The 18802-nt window shown below is 38.1% G+C and carries 11 protein-coding genes; 10 read left to right on the forward strand and 1 reads right to left on the reverse strand.

What is annotated here, in order from left to right:
• The coding region (locus FVB9532_RS18795) for a T9SS type B sorting domain-containing protein (protein WP_150546727.1) at positions 1-4111 on the forward strand (4111 nt) is incomplete at its 5' end.
• Between the two features lie 579 nt (positions 4112-4690).
• On the opposite strand, the gene FVB9532_RS18800 is transcribed toward FVB9532_RS18795, so the two are convergent.
• A complete protein-coding gene (locus FVB9532_RS18800; protein WP_150546728.1) occupies positions 4691-5041 on the reverse strand; it encodes a toxin-antitoxin system YwqK family antitoxin in 351 nt (116 codons plus the stop codon).
• Between the two features lie 217 nt (positions 5042-5258).
• Between FVB9532_RS18800 and aspS the strand changes: the two genes are divergently transcribed.
• The 9 genes from aspS to FVB9532_RS18845 form a co-directional block, all read left to right on the forward strand.
• Positions 5259-7010, forward strand: coding sequence for an aspartate--tRNA ligase (aspS, locus tag FVB9532_RS18805; protein WP_150546729.1), 1752 nt, complete (start codon positions 5259-5261; stop codon positions 7008-7010).
• Positions 7011-7072: 62 nt separating this feature from the next.
• The gene (locus FVB9532_RS18810; RefSeq protein ID WP_150546730.1) at positions 7073-8845 is read left to right on the forward strand and encodes a chloride channel protein; all 1773 of its coding nucleotides are present in this window, start codon (positions 7073-7075) and stop codon (positions 8843-8845) included.
• Between the two features lie 12 nt (positions 8846-8857).
• A complete protein-coding gene (locus tag FVB9532_RS18815) occupies positions 8858-9100 on the forward strand; it encodes a hypothetical protein (RefSeq protein ID WP_150546731.1) in 243 nt (80 codons plus the stop codon).
• A 99-nt stretch (positions 9101-9199) separates the two neighbouring features.
• On the forward strand, positions 9200-9391 hold the full coding sequence (locus tag FVB9532_RS18820; protein WP_150546732.1) for a cold-shock protein: 192 nt from the start codon (positions 9200-9202) through the stop codon (positions 9389-9391).
• Positions 9392-9969: 578 nt separating this feature from the next.
• The gene (locus tag FVB9532_RS18825; protein WP_150546733.1) at positions 9970-10320 is read left to right on the forward strand and encodes a hypothetical protein; all 351 of its coding nucleotides are present in this window, start codon (positions 9970-9972) and stop codon (positions 10318-10320) included.
• A 4-nt stretch (positions 10321-10324) separates the two neighbouring features.
• Positions 10325-12637, forward strand: coding sequence for a M20/M25/M40 family metallo-hydrolase (locus FVB9532_RS18830; protein ID WP_150546734.1), 2313 nt, complete (start codon positions 10325-10327; stop codon positions 12635-12637).
• 1 nt (position 12638) lies between these two features.
• Entirely contained in the window at positions 12639-12890 is a 252-nt protein-coding gene (locus FVB9532_RS18835) for a DUF3413 domain-containing protein (protein ID WP_150546735.1), read from the forward strand.
• On the forward strand, positions 12875-13696 hold the full coding sequence (locus FVB9532_RS18840) for an NAD(P)-binding domain-containing protein (RefSeq protein ID WP_228482400.1): 822 nt from the start codon (positions 12875-12877) through the stop codon (positions 13694-13696). Before FVB9532_RS18835 ends, FVB9532_RS18840 begins: the two co-directional genes overlap by 16 nt.
• Before the next feature lie 1185 nt (positions 13697-14881).
• On the forward strand, positions 14882-18802 hold a 3921-nt coding region (locus FVB9532_RS18845), incomplete at its 3' end, for a CLIPPER-2 domain-containing protein (RefSeq protein WP_150546736.1).

Raw genomic sequence — 18802 nt, forward strand, 5'->3', positions numbered from 1 at the left:
TTGTTGTGACGATTTTATCGTATTGGATTCTGATGGAACCGAACTTTTCAATAGTGGAGGAGATATTTCTGGACAATCATTTCAATCAACCGGTGATCAAATTACCGTAATCATTGATTCTGATGGGTCTGTCAACTGTTCAGATAATGGTTACGACCCGATAGATTATACGGTTTCTTGTGCTACTTGTATTAATCCTCAGGCAAGTTATACAGTAGTTGAAGATTGTGAAAATGGTCCTCAATTTACGATTGATGTAGATCTTACAAGTATTGGTGATGCTACCGATGTTACCATTGAAGATAATCAAGGCAACTCAGAAATAGCTTCCGCTACAGGAATCTATAATTTTGGTCCTTATGCGAATGGTACTTTAGTAGAATTTACAATAGAAAATAATCAAGACTCGAGCTGTGTAATTACGAGTGATGAGTTTACGCAAGAATACTGTACTGAAGTTACTGTAGATTGTGCTGTTGGGCCTGTTACAGAGAATTTTTGTTACGGAAACAATGAAGATTTACAAATTGATTATATAAGTACAGACGGTAGCCTACTTAATTTAGTGGTAAATTCAGGTTTCTTAGAAACTTGTTGTGACGATTTTATCGTATTGGATTCTGATGGAACCGAACTTTTCAATAGTGGAGGAGATATTTCTGGGCAATCATTTCAATCAACCGGTGATCAAATTACCGTAATCATTGATTCTGATGGATCCGTCAACTGTTCAGATAATGGTTACGACCCAATAGATTATACAGTTTCATGTGCCACTTGTACTAACCCTCAAGCTAGCTACCAAGTTGTCAGTAACTGTGATAGTGGTAATGATGAATTTTTTGTAGAAACGAATATTACAGATTTAGGTACAGCATTATCGTTAACACTAAGTGATAATCAGTCGAGTACTCCTCAAACTGTTTCAGAAACTGGCATAGTTACATTCGGACCTTATCCAAATGCAACTGGTGTTCAGATTACCATAGAAAATGATGACGATATAAATTGTGTTGTTAATAGCCAATCACTTACGCAAATCGCGTGTCCTCCTGAAAATGATTTATGTGTGGATGCATTACCTGCTGTAGTAAATTCTGACGAATTTTGTGTGGATACTACTCCTGTAGTAATCACTGCAGCTAACGGTTCTAATGTTCCGGTAAGTTGTCAAGGGCCAGTAGCTCAAGATGTTTGGTTTGAGTTTACAGCTATTGCTGCAGATCAAATGATTACATTAATAGGCGCCCCATTCAACGTCGCTCACGCCATTTACGAAGGCGAATGTGATAATTTAACCGAAATGTATTGTAGTTCTGAATTTGATAATTTTGGAAACAGCCCGGGTATTGTGGCAACAGGCCTTACCGTTGGAGAAACTTACTATATAAGAGTATTCTCCTCAGCAGCAACATCAGCAAGTTTTGACTTATGTATTACTAGTCCAGATTATGAAGAAGATAATACAAGCTGTGCAGATGTAGCTCCATTTTGTGCGCCATTTGATAGTTCAGGAAATCCTGAGCCATTAATATTTGCAAATGGATATTATTATCTAGAAGAGTCTGTCGCTGAAGAAGGACCCGATTATGGTTGTTTAGGTTCTGAACCAAATCCGGCTTGGTTTTACCTTCAGGTAGATCAAGCAGGTGATCTAGAATTTGAAATTGTACAAAATACTGCTTTTGATGGAGATGGAAATGCCGTAGGAACTGGTTTGGATGTAGATTTTATAGTATATGGGCCTTTTTCAGAATTAGAAGGGAATTGTGACAATTTAACCGACGCAAATGAAGTAGATTGTAGTTATTCTGCAGCTGCTATTGAAGAGATGGTGCTGCCAAATGCACTAGCAGGAGATATTTACCTCGTGTTAATAACTAACTTCAATCAATCACCGGGTTATATTAGTTTACTTCAAACCAATTATGGTGAGACAGGAGGAGGAACAACAGACTGTTCTATCTTGGAGAATATAGTTTATGCGTGTGAAGGAACAGAAGTTACCTTAACGGCAAATAATCCAGATGATCCCGGATTTCTTTGGTATGAAAGCTGTGATGAAAATTTTGACAACTGTACGATGATTCCTATTGAACAAGCATCAGGTCCTTCGATTGTGGTTGATGAGGAAGGTTATTATAAAGTGAGAGCGTTTGACGCTCAAGGTTTGCCGCGACCTTTTGAAACTTTTCATGTAATATACAGCCCTAGTCCGGAATTAGCGATGGATGAACTGCAATCATTATGTGGGGTTAGCTCTTTAGATTTAGATGCTACTCCTACGAATGCAACAGAATTTGGAAGCTTTACCTATACTTGGTATCAGGATGGAGATGAAATCTCTGGAGAAACCTCTTCTACCTTAAATGTAACCGAACCCGGAGAATATACAGTAGAGGTTTCAGGTACTTTATTAGATGAAGAAGGAAATGAGATAGCAGATCAATCTTGTTCAACACAAATGACGGTAGAAGTGACTAATGCAGAATTTACGGTTGATTTAGGTGACGATCAAACATTCTGTGATACCGCTTCCTATACGGCAGAAGCTATTGTAGATGGAGAAGATGATACAAACGCAACTTATGTATGGTACGATGATAGTGGTGACGTAATTGCAGACGCAACAGCATCTACCTATGAAATCACTGCAACAGGTAATTATACCGTAGAAGTAGAAATTCAAGGTTGTGTAGCTGAAGATGAAATTCAAGTTGTTTTCTCAGATTCACCAGAGGTAGATTTAGGTAATGACGAAATTATTGTATGTGATGGAAGTGATGCTGTGGTTACAGCGACAGTTTTCAACTCATCAGATTTTGATACGGTAAATTATGAATGGTTAGATTCTAGTGGGGCTGAAGTGCCTGGAGCTGGAAATAACGATACCGCAAGCCTTGCTCCAGGAGATACCTATACGGTTAATGTAACCGGTGTCTTTAGCTTTAATGGTAGTACCTATTCTTGTGAAACTTCAGAAGAAATCTTTATTAATGATACCGCGTTTACGGTAGATTTAGGAGGAGATCAATCTTATTGTGACGATAGTATGCAAGACCTTACTGCAGTAATTACAGGAACACCATCTGATGATGCCACTTATACTTGGTTCTACAATGGAGATGAAATCGCAGGAGAAACAACACAAACCATTAGTGTTAACGAAGATGGAAATTATCAAGTAGAGGTAAACATAAATGGATGTGTCGAAACTCAAAATGTAGATTTACTTTTTGATTTACGTCCACAAGTTGATTTAGGAGAAGATACTTCTGTTTGTGACTTATCAATAAATATTCTAGATGCTACTCCAGCCAATATGGATGTTTCAGAAGTTACTTTTGAATGGTCTTACCAAGGTTCAGTAATTACTGGAGAAACTAATCCAACATTAGATCCCTCTATTTATGGATTTGGTACGTATGAAGTAACCGTAGTTTCATTAGATGATCCTTCTATGACTTGTGCTGCTATCCAAAACATTAGTTTGTCTAATACACAATTAAATGTTTCAGTTGGAGCAGCAGAAGGAAGCAGCGCCATAGTTGATGTTCAATATTGTGAAGAGGACGGAGTTCCTACACAAGAAATTGTGTTGAATGCTGATGCAAGCGGAGAAGGAATCGATGCTTCGGGAATAACTTATATTTGGTATATGAATGGAGTAGAAATTCCAGGAGAAACTGGTTCTAGCTATACCGCTGTATACGAAGAAGCTGGCGAGTATAATTATGAATATACTGTTGAAGCATATTATGGAGCTTCTTGTTCAGGATCGGCTAGCATTAGTACAGAGGTGCTTATAGAGCCTTATGGAAGTGGTTGTACCATTACTCAAGGAATATCTCCTAATGCCGATGGAATGAATGATTGTTTAGATTTAACCTTCTTAAGTGAAAGATCTGGTATCGCTAGCTTGAAAGTTTATAACCGCTATGGAAGATTGATTTTTGAAAGTTCGAATTATGTAGATTCTTTCTGTGGTCAAAATGAAGAAGGGGAGGCTCTTGTTACAGGTACTTACTTCTATGTTCTTGAAATGAAAAGAGAAGATCCTGTCTTTGGTAATTCAACAAAAGGATGGATTTATGTAAATCAGGTCGAATAAAAGCTGATTGCAGATTTATTTAATCATATTGAAAGCCTCTTCTTTAGAAGGGGCTTTCTTATTTAAAGAAGAGACTTGTTGTTATTTTTTTAGTATGATGTTAAAGAAACAAGAGAGAGTTACTTTTTAAGCTTTAAAGAGCTCTTGACTATTAAATTTATACAAGTTTTAGATAAAAGAGGTTAACCATACAATCGAAAAGTTTTAGTACAATAACGATGTGTTGGTGTTGTTAAATGGGTATCAAAATAATTTTAAAATTTTTTTCCTTTGTGGCAACGTTTTAATTGTTAAAAACCCATAAGCGAATGCGGATGAGGTATTAATTCAATAAAATAAACTGATTTTGAGGTGAAGTTTGTTGGAAAGATAGTTTCGTGATGAAGTAGATGTTGATGGAAGATTTATAGCTAATTACCAGGGAAATGGAAATTTATGATCAAAATCTTTTAAAAGGTTTATAATATATTTCCTTATTTTTTAATTGAACTAATGCTTAAAGTTAGCCTATAACTTTACCAAATAAAAAAGCTTCCAGAATTCTGGAAGCTTTTTTGATGTTATAAGTAAAATGAAGTTTTATTCATTAATAGCGATAGAGTTAGAGTTTTTCCAAGTAGTTACATCAGCAATTTGATTATTACTATAGTCAACTTCAACTAATTCTTCATTCTTCCAAAAAAACCATTTACCGGTTTTCTCACCATGGGTATAATTTCCTATCGCAGTTTTATCTCCATCGGTGTTGTACATTATCCATTCACCGTGAAGTTTTCCGTCTTTATAAGTACCTTCTTGTTGTATATTTCCATTATCGTAAAAGAAAGTTCCTTTAATTACATTTCCGTTTTTTTCAAAATTAGGCTTCACATCTTGGGCCATAACGGTAGCTCCAAATAAAATCATCGCCATAAATACAATCTTCTTCATCATAGTCTATTTAATGTTAACTTTACAAATATAGCTATAAATTTACATTAAATCAATAATTACATAACATTAAATTAACATTGAAAGTGTTTTTAATTGAATATTAATGAGTTAAATGGTTATTGAGAGTTAATATTCATCTATATTTTATCGTAATATTAGTAGGGCAACACAGGATAACTTCTTATTTTTGCGCTCGAATTTGAATAAACAAACTATGTATAGATCACATACAAACGGAGAATTACGACTAAGTCATCAACAAGAAACCGTGACTTTAGCTGGATGGGTACAAAAAATCAGGGATAAGGGATTCATGATTTGGGTAGATTTAAGAGATCGTTATGGTATTACCCAGCTTATTTTTGATGAAGAACGTACCCCGGCAACAGTCATGGAAAAAGCCAAAAGCTTAGGCCGAGAGTTTGTTATTCAAATTAAGGGAAAGGTAATAGAACGTGAGTCTAAAAACGCAAATATTCCTACCGGAGAAATCGAAATTTTAGTAGAAGAACTAGAAGTGCTTAACAAAGCTTTAGTTCCGCCATTTACCATTGAAGATAAAACCGATGGAGGGGAAGACCTTAGAATGAAATATCGTTATTTAGACATTCGAAGAAATCCGGTAAAAAATAAATTGGTTTTCCGCCACAAAGTAACCATGGAAGTAAGAAACTTCCTTTCTAACCAAAACTTTGTGGAAGTAGAAACGCCGTACTTAATAAAATCTACCCCAGAAGGAGCAAGGGATTTTGTAGTGCCAAGTAGAATGAATGAAGGGCAGTTTTATGCACTTCCGCAGTCCCCACAAACCTTTAAACAGTTGCTAATGGTAGGCGGAATGGATAAATACTTTCAAATTGTGAAGTGTTTTAGGGATGAAGACCTTCGTGCCGATCGGCAGCCAGAATTTACACAAATTGACTGTGAAATGGCTTTTGTAGAACAAGAAGATATTCTTGATATTTTTGAAAACTTAACCCGGCATTTATTAAAAGAAATCAATGGAGTGAAAGTGGAAAAATTCCCACGAATGACTTATGATGATGCCATGCGTAAGTATGGTAACGACAAACCTGATATTCGGTTTGGGATGGAGTTTGGTGAACTTAATGAAGTTACTAAACACAAAGACTTCAAGATTTTTAATGAAGCAGATTTGGTGGTTGGTATCGCTGTTCCAGATGGAGCAAAATATAGCCGAAAGGAAATTGATAAATTAATTGATTGGGTGAAGCGTCCACAAGTAGGAGCTCTAGGGATGGTTTACGCAAAATACAATGAAGATGGAACTTTTAAATCTTCGGTAGATAAATTTTACGAGGAAGAAGATCTAAAACAATGGGCAGAAAAAACCAATGCAAAACCTGGCGATTTAATTTGTGTACTTTCTGGAGAAAAGAATAAAGTAAGAGCGCAGTTAAGTGCCTTGCGTATGGAAATGGCCGAACGTTTAGGTTTACGAAAAGCGAATGAGTTTGCGCCACTATGGGTAGTAGATTTCCCGCTCTTGGAATGGGACGAAGAAACCGAGCGTTATCACGCGATGCACCACCCGTTTACCTCGCCTAAAGTAGAAGATATTCCTTTATTGGCTACAGCTCCCGGAAAAGTAAAGGCAAATGCGTACGATTTAGTATTGAATGGTAACGAAATAGGTGGAGGTTCTATCAGAATTCACGACAAAGAAACTCAAGCCACGATGTTTGATTATTTAGGTTTTTCTGAAGAAGAAGCAAAAGCGCAGTTTGGCTTCTTAATGGATGCATTTCAATATGGAGCGCCACCACATGGAGGGCTGGCTTTTGGCTTAGATAGATTGGTGGCAATTTTAGGCGGTCAAGAAACCATTCGGGATTTTATTGCTTTCCCTAAAAACAATGCAGGTAGAGATGTGATGATTGATGCACCGGCCAAAATAGACGAAGAACAGCTAAAAGAGCTTCATCTTAAAGTTGAACTAGAATAAGACTAAAAAATCCTGTTTGTACAGGATTTTTTTAGTCACAAAACGAAGTAAATAAAGCTTGGATGCTAAAGAAAAAAACACCTTTTACAAGATTTTTAATTTGGAGGTATAAACATATCTCCAAAAAGAATTTTATTTATATCTTAAGTATTCTCGTAGGTTTAGTCGCCGGATTATCGTCGGTAGCTTTAAAAAACATTACGCACTATATCGCGATGTTTTTTGAACAGGGAGCCGTTCACGACTATCACGTCTATTGGTACTTTATATTTCCGTTTATAGGCTTACTGTTGGTGCTGTTGGTGAAAAAATATATTTTGCGAAAAGACGTAGGCCATGGAATTCCGATGGCATTATTTGCCATTTCTCAAAAGAATGGAAAAATGGATCGGCGTAACCTTATCAGTTCCCTTTTAACAGCTCCGCTAACAGTTGGTTTTGGAGGATCTGTAGGATTGGAAGGACCCTCAGTAGCTACAGGAGCTTCTTTTGGTTCTAACATTGCACGAATGTTTCATATGAATGCACAATCCAGAAAACTATTGTTGGTGTGTGCAGCAGCAGGTTCACTTTCAGCGATCTTTAAAGCACCGATTGCAGCTATTTTATTTGCGATAGAAGTATTTAGTTTAGATTTAACTTTTGCTTCGTTACTTCCTTTATTAATGGCGTCGGTAGCTGCCGTGGTTACAAGAATGTTTTTTATTGGAGAACAATATATTGTCGATTTTCATGCCATTCAGAAATTCGATATTCAGAATATATTGTTTTATACAGTACTCGGAGTGATTACAGCATTGGTTTCCATTTATTTTTCAAAAATTTATTTTACCACAGAGAATTATTTCAGAAAAATCAAAAATGACTATCTAAAAATTGTTATTGCCGGTTTTGTAATTGGTTTACTTACCTTTCTCGTTCCTCCCTTATATGGAGAAGGATTTACGTTTATGAACCAATTGATAGCTCAAGATTACCATCACGCGTTCGATGCTTTTCTATTCAAAGAGAGTTTGGGGAATAGTTGGGTGGTTATTTTCTTAATTTTAGGGTTAATTTTGTTGAAACCCATTGCTACTTCAGTTACCTTAAGTGGAGGTGGTGTTGGTGGCGTTTTCGCTCCTGTTTTATTTTTAGGAGCAGTCACCGGAAGCTTTTTTGTGAACTTATCTCGGCAGTTAGGGTTTACCCTTTCTTCAGAAAACTTCACCATGGTAGGAATGGCTGGCCTAATGGCAGGCGTCTTACAAGCACCCATGACAGCTATTTTCTTGATTGCTGAAATTACCGGTGGTTATCAACTTTTTATTCCGTTAATGATCACCGTGACCATTTCATTTTTAATTTCGAAGGCCAATTCAGATTATAATATTTATACCAAAGAATTAAAAGACCGAAATGCCTTACTCACGCACGATAAAGATCAAGCCGTATTAACTTTATTAAAGTTAGATACCATTATAGAAACTAATTTTATTAGTCTAAAGCCGGATATGACCCTAAAAGAAATGCTGCATCAAGCAGTGGTGAAATCTAAGCGAAATCTTTTTCCCGTGTTAAATGATGAAAAAGAATTGGTAGGCGTCCTTACCTTAGACGATATTCGGGAGATAATGTTCAATACAGAATTGCAAGAAACCATGCTGGTAGAGTTTTTGATGCATGACCCTCCAGATTACATACATTACGGTAAAGACAGTATGCAGCAGGTGATGAATAGGTTTCAAAATACAGGAGCTTGGAATTTACCGGTTATCAAAGATGGAAAATATGTAGGCTTTGTTTCAAAATCTAAAATGTTGACTGCCTACCGAAGAAAGTTGATTAATTATTAAAGTAGAAAGAAGATGAAGTATGTTATTATAGTTTTATTTATAGCGATCGCTATTGCCACAGGAGTAGGTTTGTATATAATCACTTTTGAAGAAAATGAAAGCTTGGGGAATATCATTATGGGGATTACAGTATTGGCTAGTTCCTTCATTTTAATGCCTTTATTTATTTATCATCGGTGGAAAGGCAAAAAATTGGAAGATTATACGTTAAGCCGCAAAAACCTTGATAAAATGAGAGATCAGGATATAATCTGATCTTTAAATTTCCAATTTTTTTAAATAAAATTAATATTATTTCAATGTAAATCACAATTTTATATGTAGGTTTGCTATAATTATTAATTATTTATTACAATGGAAGGTACAGTTAAATTTTTCAATGAATCTAAAGGTTATGGATTCATTACCAACGACGCAACAGGTCAAGACATTTTTGTTCACGTAACCGGTTTAGACGGTGAAACTATTAACGAAGGTGACAAAGTTGAGTACGTTGAATCTGAAGGAAGAAAAGGAATGACCGCGACTCAAGTTCGCGTAATCTAAGAATAATATATAGAATTATTTTTAAGTTTTTTTCTCAAACACCGCTAGAAACCTAGCGGTGTTTTGTTTTTATAACCTTCATTAGCCACACCGGTATTCTAGGCATTTATCCTAAAGCTATTTAAATTATCCCGACTAGAATAATACGATTGATGGAAGACGTACGCGGTAGCTTCCACAGAAAATATTTCTCAACAAACTTCATACACAGACTTACTAATATTTTCTTCCCGAATAATTTTATCTACAAGAAAAATCGAACAGGCCTGCAAGCTCTAAATAATCAATTTCCTTCTTTAATTCTTCTTTTTTTAATAGATCATAAGCTATTTAAAACAAGAAGGCTTTTCCTTTATCGTAGTTTGGTAATGCTTAGGCCCAATATTGTTTTCAGATTTTATGGGGTAGTGGGTGTTGTTCAAAGTTTTTAAAATGCGATCCTTATTTAGGTTATCAAACTCTGTATGGCAATTTAAGAGAGGGGGGTAGCATAAGTTTAATACTGTTTCTTAAAGCAAACCATAGCTAAACAAAAAAATTGTAAATTTATATATTCTTCTTAACTAATGATTTAAACAATGCAGAAATCCTGTTTAGAATGTGGCGAAAAAATTGTAGGTAGGGCAGATAAAAAATTCTGTAGCGATTACTGTAGAAACGCATATAACAACAAACTAAACAAAGACAATAAAAACCTAGTTAGGAATATTAATAACCGGCTAAGGAAAAACTACCGCATTTTAGAAGAATTAAACCCCCAAAATAAGTCGAAAACCACCAAATCAACCTTATTAACAAAAGGCTTTAATTTTGAATACATCACCAGTATCTACACCACTAAAAAAGGAACCGTTTATTATTTTGTTTACAATCAAGGCTATCTTCCGCTTGAAAATGATTATTTTGCCTTAGTAAAAAAGTTAGATTGATTAATTGAAAGCGTTCATCTACAAAATATTAGTACTGCTTATCTTGGGCCTATTGGTTGGGGTAAGTTTCTACACCCTAATGCCTGATGCAGAAGATTTTTCTGAAGAAAACCAATTGGGCTTTTCCATAGAAAGAGCTAACGAGCACGTAAAAAATATAAGTAAAAAACCTCACTCTATTGGAACAAAAGCACATAGTGAAGTAAGGAATTACATTGTTCAAGAACTCCAAAAATTAGGCCTACAAGTACAAACCCAAAAAGGATATTCCTTAAATCCCGAAGGTGTTTTTACGGTTCCAGAAAATATTATTGCCAAAATACCCGGTAGCGATCCATCCCCAAAAAATGATTTAATGGTGATGACGCACTATGATAGTGCGGTACATTCTTCCTATGGGGCAAGTGATGCAGCCTCTGGCGTAGCTACTATTTTAGAAAGCTTACGCGTTTTTCTAAAAGAAAAAGTACCACATAAAAATAATATCATCATTTGTTTTACCGATGCAGAAGAAATTGGTCTAAACGGTGCCGAACTTTTTGTAAAAGAACATCCTTGGGCAAACAATATTGGGTTGGTATTAAATTTTGAAGCCCGTGGAAGCGGAGGTCCTTCCAATACCATCCTTGAAACTAATGCGGGCAACCAAAAGCTTATAAAAGCATTTGCTAAAGCACATCCCGAATATCCGGTAGCTACCTCTTTAATGTATTCGGTGTATAAAAAATTACCCAATGATACCGATGCTACCGTATTAAGGGAAAAAAAGAATGTTCCTAGTTTCTTTTTTGCATTTATCGACGATCACTACGATTATCATACCGCCAACGATACTTTTAAAAATTTAGATCAAAACTCTTTAGCCCATCAAGCGAGTTACCTTACCTCTTTAATGCCCTATTTTTCTAATGTGAACCTCACTAAACTTACATCTGAAAAAGAATCGGTGTATTTTAATTTTCCGGGAATAGGAATGCTCTATTATTCCTACGCTTTGATCATTCCGTTGTTAATTGTAGCTTGGCTGGCCTTTTTGGGAATCAGCATGTATGCCATCAGAAAAAAGTCGTTTACCGCATTTTCATTGGTGAAAAATATAGTTTGGTTTTTGGTAATTCTAACAGGGAGTGTGCTGGCTACTTATTTTGGTTTTCAACTAGTTCAACATAATTATCCCGAATACCTAGAAAATCAAAACGGCTTTACCAGTAATGGGCATTATTATATCACAGCCTTTGTAGCAATTACACTGGCTATTTCGTTGCTGTTGTATAGAGTGATTTACAGAGGGGAAGAACTTATTAAAACCATCCCGGCACCTTTATTTGTCTGGTTGCTTATCAATACCATTATCGCCATCGCATTTAAAGGAGCCGCCTACTTTATTTGGCCGGTCATTTTCGGGTTGTTAATTTACTACTTAGTGGTCAAACAAAACCAACCTAATTTATGGTTGCTGTTATTTTTAAGCATTCCTGCAATTTTCTTATTAGCTCCTTTAATTCAGTTTTTCCCGGTTGGTTTGGGCTTAAAAATGATGGTGATTAGCAGTTTATTTACGGTACTCTTGTTAGGCTTGTTAATGCCTATTTTTATTCGCTATAAAAAAATACATTGGATGGGGGTCTTATGTATGGTAATTGCCGGGGTGAGTTTGATGATGGCCCACAATCATTCCGGTTTTTCTAATGAAAACCCTAAACCCAATAGCCTACTTTACCTGTTAGATACCGATGAGAATAAAGCTTGGTGGGTGACGTATGATCATCAACTGGATGAATATAATTCACCTTATTTTAAAGGAGAGCACAAAGCCTTGGATGATGTTGAATTTGATAGCAAATATCATTTACAATTTACAAGACAAAAGGAAGCTGAAGTAAAACCGATTGCAGAAGCTGCTGTTTTGGTGAAACAGGATTCGGCTTTTCAAAATAGGGCTACTAATAAGTTGACCATAAAAATAGCACCGCAACGTAAAATTAACCGAATGGAAATCTTTGCCGATGAGAAAGTAGATTTCTATAATTTTAAGGTGAATAAAATCGCAGCCACTTCTAAAGAACATGTATTCTATCAAAATAGGGAGAAAGAAAAATTACTCACCTATTATGCGGTAGATCAAGATACACTCCGATTAGATTTTGAATTGAAAAAAGGAGAAAGCCTAGACTTGAAAATTTATGAAGCCAGTAACGATTTGTTAAGTAATCCGGTATTCGATATAGCTCCTCGTACCAAAGGGATGATGCCAAAACCCTTTGTTTTGAACGATGCCATTATTACGAAGCAAAGTGTACCATTAAACTCTAATTAAAATGAAAAATACTTTGTCAAGTAATGAGAAAGGGACTTTATACAAATGGAAATCAATTATAGTTAATGGATTGATTTTTATAATTCCCATGACTGTTTTAGTTGAATTATTTCAAGTCAATTGGAAATTGGAAAATATTCAATTTAGCCATTTGGTATTCTATTTTTCAGCCTTTAGTTTATTTGGATTTTTAATGAGTTACTTCTCATACATAGCAAAAGAAAAGAATAGGAAAGAATGGGAAAACAAATAAAAATAACCATTTCTGTATTGGGTTGTGGTTGGTTAGGGATGCCCTTGGCAGAAGAACTATTACAAAAAGGCTATTCCGTAAACGGATCGACCACCACTTCAGAAAAAATAGAAACCTTAGAGAAGAAGGGAATCGATGCTTTTTATATAGAATTAACGGAAGAAGAAGTGAAGGGCGAAGTCTTTTCATTTTTAGATGGCGCAGAAGCTTTGATAGTCGATGTCCCGCCCGGTTTACGAAAAGAACCTAATACCAGTTTTGTAAAAAAGCTAAAGCATTTTATGACTAAACTTGAACTTTCTTCAGTTGAGAAAGTGATCTTGGTAAGTTCAACGTCGGTTTTTGAAGATCAAGAAAGCATCCCGGAATATTCCGAAACTTCAACACCCAATGGAAAAAGTTCCGCTTCAAAACAAATTCAAGAAGTAGAAAAATTGTTTCAAAATAATCCAAATTTTAAAACCACGGTCATTCGAATGGGGGGACTGTTAGGAGGAGATCGTCATCCGGTAAAGTTTTTGGCCGGGAGACAAGATGTTGCCAATCCACAAGCTCCGGTGAATTTAATTCAACAACAAGACGCAATCCATTTAATTCTGAAAGTTCTTCAGCAAGAAAAATTCGGAGAAGTCTTTCACGGGGTATATCCCCTTCATCCCTCTAAAAAAGAGTATTATTCTGCAAAAGCAAAAGAACTCAACGTAGAGCCACCAGCGTTTGATACAGCTTCCATTACAAAAGGGAAAAAGATTTCTTCCACAAATACACAGAAGGAGCTAGAGTTTGTATTTCGGGATGAAATTTAGGAAGAAGCCTGGAAGGATTTTGGATATCGAGTGAATTTTCATGGAAAATTTATACCGAAATACCACTAAAATAGAAGCTCCGGTTTCAGGGACTCATCCTTAAAATTTTGGTTTTTCAAAATAGTACGAAATTCCATGTCAGGGCACGGAATAACAAGAATTTACTTGATTCCAAATGATCAATAGTTGAGCATAAAGCTTGTAGGTTATAGAGAAATGGAAAACCTATAAGGTTAAAAAGACCTCGTAGTAGACTCCAAACAAAAAGGCTTGTCACAATAGCAAGCCTTTTTCTGTTATTAAACTGTCCCGGCCTAAAATAAGTTGACATAAATTCAACTTATTTATAAATCATCCAAAGAACTCAATTTACTATTTGTTAAAGTGGTCAGCCTGTTTTAGGACAACTCATAGTTTACGGCAAGCAAATTTTAAGCCTTCAATATTTATTGGTTTTATCAGGAAAGAAACCGTGTTGTGTTTAAAAGACTTCAGCATATATTCATCATGAGCAGAAACGAAAATAACTACACAATCATAGAGATCAATTTTTAAAAGCAAATCAAAACCCATTCCCAGAATTGTTCATATGTATAAATGTTAGGTTTTTGTTTTTTTGAAAAAGCTTTGTAACTAACGGACAAAGCACCCTTGGGCTATGTGGTAGTGGTTTTTTTCTATTCCCTTCCTAAAGAAAATGCGTATAACGACAACATTTGGGGCCGTTTCCGTTAGTTACACGCAAAACAACCCTTTGTTTTGTAAATAGCTGTTTTTTAAATAGTTGTATAACGGGTGTATTCCCGTTCCTTACACTTAAAAATTTTCTTCAGCATGCTGTTTTACTTTTACCATATAAATTAAGGAGAAGTGAGGGGGGCAATGCCATAATTTTCAGTTGAATTAAGGTAAGGATATAAATAATTAAAACGCCTACAGCCTTCTTTCCTTTTTTTTATAAAAAAAAGTAAGATGAAATTCTTGTATTAACAACGGTAGTTACCCACAAAGAATAGGAAGTTGCTCCTGTTTTTTGTGGGTAAACAAGCTCCTAAGGGAGCTGTGCCTTTGGTAAAACAAGATGTTTAAAGATCAAATGCTTTTGCCGCATAGTCTTTTTAGCTGTGCTGCAAAATATATATAAATACTAAAGACAATCATAGGTTGATTATAAACTAAATCTGTATGGAACACAAGTACACAAACACATTTACATCAAGGCCGGGCAGTAATACAATAAAGATCAATACGTTTTTTGTAGTGTTCTTTTTGCTGCTTTGTGGGATTTCATCCTACGCTATAGGCGATAACACTCCCTGTTCCGGGGAAGAAGTTGCCGGGCAGTATTTTATAGACGCCTCTTTGCCAGAACCCGAGCTGCTGGCTGAGGCCCTGCCCAAGGACGAAGCGATATTTGAGCTTTTTTCACACGGGCGTCCCGGTGCCCTGCTGATAGGGGGCAATTGGCTGGATGCCCCGGCACTCAAAGACTGGCTGCAACAAAACAGACTGTTGCAGGATAAAAACCAGCTGAACATCTACGGCTGTAATTTCGCCCAGGGCGCAAAAGGACGGGCTGCCGTTCAATACCTTGAAAACGAACTGGGCATTTGCATTGCCGCTTCTACCAATATTACCGGTAAAGATGGGGATTGGGTGTTAGAGCTTGGGAATACGGAGGTGAACATCCCCAACTACACCCACAACCTACAGTTAGATACGATACATTACCTGCCGCCTACCGTTTCGGCAGTTTATGGAACTGCAGCTGGTTCCTATTGGGGAATTGAAGAGTTGGTAATTTCAAGCCCGTCATCAACCCCGCATCAGGTTAGCATTACCAATGGAGATACAGGTAACCCTATAGCGGGTAGCCCGTTTACAGTATCTAAAGGCAGTCCGGTACGGGTAGATTTGACGGTTGGTTCAGCATCACCCAACCCCCCGATGTCAATACCTAGAAATGAAATAGGGACAATATTGTCAACGAGCGGCTTGATCGCCACCTCTTCAGAACCATTTTTGTTAGAGTACAGCTCTAGGGCCGGAAGCAGCCAAGCCACATCTTATGCGGCAAAAGGCGAAGATGCAATAGGCCGGCATTTTAAATGGGCGGTTCCCAGAATCTTTCAGGGAGAAAATTATTTGCACAGTTATTTATCCATTATGGCGGTAGAAAATACCAGTATCACCATCTCGGGTATTGATCCCAATACTACGATTACCGGTATTACCCATAACGGTACCATAACGGTTGACCTTACCGCAGGGCAATCCATCATCTATGAGGTGAAGGGGGTTGATACGCAGTCAAATACAGAAGGACATATAGGGGCAGATATTACAGCTACAGGGGACATTGTGGTCACTACCGGAGGGCAAAGCATTAGGGCTTCCAACACTGCAAATACAGCAGGTCAGGACCACGGCTTAGACCAATTGGTGACTATAGACCGGTTAGGTGATGAATATGTAGCCATCGCAGGGGGAGACCCGGCAGGCGAAAAAGTATTTGTGACCGCGGTAGCTGATAATACCGAAGTCTATCTGAATGGCAATGCCACGGCTTTTGCAACCCTTAATGAAGGGGAGCAGTTATTGATAGCCGGTAGTAATTTTGATTCGGGCTCCATGTACATTACCACAAGCCAAGTGGCCTATGTACATCATGCCATTAAAGGTATTGCAGCAGATCAAAATCAAGATATCATGTTATTGTCCCAGCTGTCCATCTTTGCCCCTACTGATGTAGATGAATTGGGTTTTGTGGGGAATATTTCAGGTTTAGACTATAATGATTCCAAAATAATTGTAGTAACCCGTACGGGCGCAAACTTAAGCGTAGAAGAAGATGGATCACCTATAGTCATTCCGGCAGCCAGCCCAATCGCCGGTACCGCAGACTATGAGTTTAGAAAAATAGACATCACCCCTGGTGCTACCATCGCTGTCTATTCCAATGCACCGGTACAGGTGGCTACAGGAGGGATAAATAATAATGCTTACTTTGGGGGGTATTTTTCAGGTTATGGCAGTACCCCAATTTTAGATGAGAACACTACGGTAAACTGTGCAGACCTGGAGGCAGGCCCGGTAACCTTACAATTGGTAAATTACGAGCCGGAGTATACAGCCTATCAATGGTACTTAGATGATACAGCAATAACCGGCGCAACAGATCCAACCTACGAAACCAGCGTACCCGGTACGTATACCGTAGAAGTGTTTAACGGTGTAGGGGATAGTAGGTTGGCAGCAAACGAAGCAGTAGTGCCAGCTTGTGCGGCCATTGCCTTAATAAAAACCGGCAGCTTTAATGATGAAAACGGGGACGGCTCTGCCCAGGCGGGCGAGACGATCGATTACACCTTTCGGATAGAGAATACGGGGCTTAATGTTACACTGACCAATATCACGGTCACCGATAGCTTGGTGACGGTATTGGGCGGCCCATTGGCCAGCTTGGCCCCGGGCGCTGTGGACAACAGTACTTTTACGGCCAGCTATACGCTCACCCAAGCTGATGTGGATAATCGCAGCGTCACCAACCAGGCCACCGTTACGGGGAATTACACCGATGAAAATGGGGTTGCGCAGACCGCTACCGATCTTTCAGACGATAACAGCAATCAGGAGGACGATCCCACGGTAACCACCTTTGTGTCCTGTACCGCAGGAGCCAGCACAGACGGCAACCCTACGCCCACCGACAGTGATGGGGATGGGATAAATGATATATGCGACCTCGACGATGATAATGACGGGATTTTGGATACAGATGAGTGTGGTAATTTATTCCTAGACCTAGGCCCTACCAGCGATCCGGATAATGGCATCATTGCGATTGAAGATGGTACGACTACAGTATCAGGATTTACAACTACATCAGGAGCACCCATAGATATCGTGGTTACAGCTTCTGGTATTGGTGGTTTTTCACAAGAATATGAAGGATCTTTTTCTATATATAACTCCGAGATCACAATGCAGTTCAGGGATGGTGATACAGGTGATCCAATTGCTTTAAAAGGATTTATTTTCAATTTTGAAGATTTTGAGACAGATAATAATAATGAGCGGATTACATCATTTTCGTATACTGATAATAATGCGAACGTAGTAAGTTTTGGAGGTGGTGACTCATGGAGTAATTGGTATGGGGCTAACAATATAGAATTCGGTTCTTCTGGTAGCAACTTATCAGCAAATGCCAACGATCAATTAATAACGAATTATCCAGAAGTCGGTTTTGGACAAGAAAACAAATATGCGCGCCTAGATGCAGGGGATGTGTGGATTACTGAGTTTACATTACGGACTAGGCTCACAGGAGGGAGAATAGCATTTAATTGGTTAAATACAGTATTTGAGGGATATTGTGATACAGATGAAGACGGTATTGTAAATAGTTTAGATACAGATTCAGACAATGACGGTTGCCCGGATGCCATCGAGGGAGGAGCTGCCTTTACAGCAGCTGACCTGGATGCCAATAATAGGCTCATTGGCGGGGTAGATAGTAATGGGGTGCCCACCATAACGGATTCCCCACAGGCAGTGGGTACAAGCCAATTGGCGACCCAGACCGTAATTACCACACCCCCCGATGATCAGACGGTAGAATCTGGCGATCCGGCAAGCTTTAGCATAACGGCCCGTGGCGATGAGACCACCAGCTACACCGGTACAGCGCCCGATACCACCCCTGATTATAGCAGCGACCCCGGCAACGCCGATGCAGGCCTTAATTACCAATGGTATTTAGGGGACCCGGATAACGGGGGCACGCAGCTTAGTAATGCAGGCGTCTATAGTGGTGTTACCACAGATACCTTGGACATCAGTGATACTTCGGACCTTTATGGCAACGAATATTACGTGGTGGTAACCCATGATGATAACGCATGTATAATAGAAACAAGAAATGCGCAGCTGTTGGAGGCGGCCATAGCCTTAATAAAAACCGGCAGTTTCAACGATTCGAACGGCGACGGCTTTGCCCAGGCCGGCGAGACGATCGATTATACCTTTACGGTAGAGAACACGGGGAATGCGACGCTGACCAACATAACGGTCAGCGATACCCTGGTAACCGTGACGGGCGGC

This window comes from Mesonia oceanica (assembly GCF_902499555.1).
Classification (GTDB): domain Bacteria; phylum Bacteroidota; class Bacteroidia; order Flavobacteriales; family Flavobacteriaceae; genus Mesonia; species Mesonia oceanica.

Bases quoted from the DNA above. Each gene is read 5' to 3' on its own strand.
- FVB9532_RS18825 (WP_150546733.1), top strand. From the start codon at position 9,970: ATGCAGAAATCCTGTTTAGAATGTGGCGAAAAAATTGTAGGTAGGGCA.
- FVB9532_RS18810 (WP_150546730.1), top strand. From the start codon at position 7,073: ATGCTAAAGAAAAAAACACCTTTTACAAGATTTTTAATTTGGAGGTAT.
- aspS (WP_150546729.1), top strand. From the start codon at position 5,259: ATGTATAGATCACATACAAACGGAGAATTACGACTAAGTCATCAACAA.
- FVB9532_RS18800 (WP_150546728.1), bottom strand. From the start codon at position 5,041: ATGAAGAAGATTGTATTTATGGCGATGATTTTATTTGGAGCTACCGTT.
- FVB9532_RS18815 (WP_150546731.1), top strand. From the start codon at position 8,858: ATGAAGTATGTTATTATAGTTTTATTTATAGCGATCGCTATTGCCACA.
- FVB9532_RS18835 (WP_150546735.1), top strand. From the start codon at position 12,639: ATGAAAAATACTTTGTCAAGTAATGAGAAAGGGACTTTATACAAATGG.
- FVB9532_RS18840 (WP_228482400.1), top strand. From the start codon at position 12,875: ATGGGAAAACAAATAAAAATAACCATTTCTGTATTGGGTTGTGGTTGG.
- FVB9532_RS18820 (WP_150546732.1), top strand. From the start codon at position 9,200: ATGGAAGGTACAGTTAAATTTTTCAATGAATCTAAAGGTTATGGATTC.